The organism is Pseudomonas sp. (assembly GCF_049645325.1).
Taxonomy (GTDB): Bacteria; Pseudomonadota; Gammaproteobacteria; order Pseudomonadales; family Pseudomonadaceae; genus Aquipseudomonas.
Window position 1 is genome coordinate 1 of record NZ_JBARTQ010000382.1, and the last position, 2,222, is coordinate 2,222.

Genomic DNA, 2,222 nt, shown 5'->3' on the forward strand with positions numbered 1-2,222 from the left:
CTCAATGTGACGATCGCGGAGGAAATCCACCTGGCACGCAAACAAGTCGGACTCTGGCGGCGGCGTTGGCAGCAGTCGTTTGATGCGTTGGTGGCCATCGAATTGTCTTGCTTCTCATGGAACTGGAATTTTCCCGGTTGGTCGTTAGCATAATGCCCAACGGAGGAGAATTCCATGATCAAACCACGTAGGCACTTTTCTGCGGAGAAGAAGGCCCAGATTGTGCGGCGGCACGTCAGCGGGAAAGAGGCGATCTCCGACCTGGCCGACGAGTTCGGCGTCCAACCGAGTCAGATTCACACCTGGGTCAAGCAGGTGCTCGACCAGGCGGAGAAGGCCTTTGAGCGCACGAGCGGACCACGCCGGAAGGATCAGGCCAAGGAGGCCAAGATCGCCCAACTCGAAGAGAAACTCTCGACTAAGAACGAAGTCATCGCCGAGTTGATGGAGGAGAACGTCAAGGCAAAAAAAGCCAATGGGGGACTCTAAAAGGCCGCTGGGTTCCTCACGACACGCGCGACGAAATCGTCGACTACATTGGCCACTGGACCGTTCGCGCGGAACTGCCCGCCAAATGCCTGCTGCGCTGGCTGGGGCTCGGCACGAGCAAGTTTTACGACTGGAAAGGTCGCTATGGGATGGCGAACGAGCACAACGGCCAAGTCCCTCGTGACTGGTGGCTGGAGGATTGGGAGAAGCAAGCCATCCTCGATTACCACGCTTCGCATCCGCTGGACGGTTATCGCCGGCTCGCCTTCATGATGCTCGACGACGACGTGGTCGCGGTCAGCCCTTCGAGCGTTTACCGCGTTTTGAAACAGGCCAATCGACTCGATCGCAAATGGCAAAAAACCTCGAAGAAAGGGACCGGTTTCGTGCAGCCACTGCGGCCGCACAAGCACTGGCACGTCGACATCAGCTACCTGAACCTGGGCGGCACGTTCTACTATCTCTGCTCGCTCTTGGACGGCTATAGCCGCTTCATCGTGCATTGGGAGATCCGCGAGAGCATGACCGAGCAGGACGTCGAGACGATCGTCCAGCGGGCCTTAGAGAAACATCCGGGCGAGACGCCTCGGATCATCAGCGACAACGGACCCCAATTCATCGCCAAGGATTTCAAGACATTCATCCGCCTATCGGGCATGACGCACGTGCGGACGAGTCCGTACTATCCGCAATCGAACGGCAAGCTGGAACGATGGCACGGAAGCATCAAGCGGGAGTGCATTCGACCGGCCGCGATCGAGTCACTCGACGATGCGCGCAGGCGCGTTGCCGCTTACGTCCAGCATTACAACGAGGTCCGTCTTCACAGCGCGATCGGTTACGTGACGCCGGTCGATAAGCTGGCTGGTCTGGAAGCAGTGATCTTCGCCGAGCGCGACCGCAAGCTCGAAGCAGCGCGCGAGCGTCGACGACTCGCACGTCAATCGAAAGAGATGGTTGCTTGATGTCCCACGAAGCATTACAACCGACGATGACCTGGGCGGAGGATAGGGCAACGCAGAGGTGCGACCCGAGCGCCGTCCCAGGGGCCAAGACCGAAGGGCGGGCGGTTCACCGGATCAGCCCGTGGACTGCCCAACCTTCATTCCTTCGGGATTGGCATCAAAGCGATAAACCTTCGCAGCAGGATGCTGCGATTTACTCGACACGATGTCGTTCACCACTCGCTAATCTCAAGCTGGCAAGATTCCAGTTCACGGTGAACCAAGACACGCACGTAACGCAGACAACGATAGTTTCGTGCTTCGATGAGCGAGATCAATCTATGTGATCCTTAAATTGGCAAGACTCAACAAGCCAACAGTTGTTATTGTAGCGCCTCGCACACCAGATCGCCTACATCGGTCGTGCCGTAGCCCATTTTGCCGGCGGATTGGCTTTTCATTTTTGTGCCGGTGACGGTTTCGATGGCTCGGTAGACGCGCTGCGACGCGCCGGGCTGGCCGACCTGGTCGAGGAGCATGGCCAGGGCGCTGATGGCGGCGATGGGGTTGATGACGTTCTTGCCGGTGTACTTCGGCGCGCTGCCACCCATCGGCTCGAACATGCTCGTCCCGCCCGGGTCGGGGTTGATGTTGCCCCCGGCGGCAACCCCCATGCCGCCCTGCAAAATGGCCCCGAGGTCCGTGATGATGTCGCCAAACATATTGGTCGTGACGATGGTGTCGTAATACTCGGGATTCTTGACCATCCACATGCAGCAGGCATCGACG

General features: G+C 58.6%; 3 protein-coding genes. 2 read left to right on the forward strand and 1 reads right to left on the reverse strand.

What is annotated here, in order from left to right:
• Window positions 1-174 precede the first annotated feature (174 nt).
• Together WBB95_RS16780 and WBB95_RS16785 are read left to right on the forward strand one after the other, a co-directional pair.
• On the forward strand, window positions 175-489 hold the full coding sequence (locus WBB95_RS16780) for a transposase (protein WP_424488613.1): 315 nt from the start codon (window positions 175-177) through the stop codon (window positions 487-489).
• 47 nt (window positions 490-536) lie between these two features.
• The gene (locus WBB95_RS16785) at window positions 537-1,454 is read left to right on the forward strand and encodes an IS3 family transposase (protein ID WP_424488615.1); all 918 of its coding nucleotides are present in this window, start codon (window positions 537-539) and stop codon (window positions 1,452-1,454) included.
• 362 nt (window positions 1,455-1,816) lie between these two features.
• Here the strand turns inward: WBB95_RS16785 and WBB95_RS16790 are convergent.
• Window positions 1,817-2,222, reverse strand: a 406-nt coding sequence (locus tag WBB95_RS16790) for an isocitrate/isopropylmalate family dehydrogenase (RefSeq protein WP_424488614.1), incomplete at its 5' end; no start/stop codon positions are given.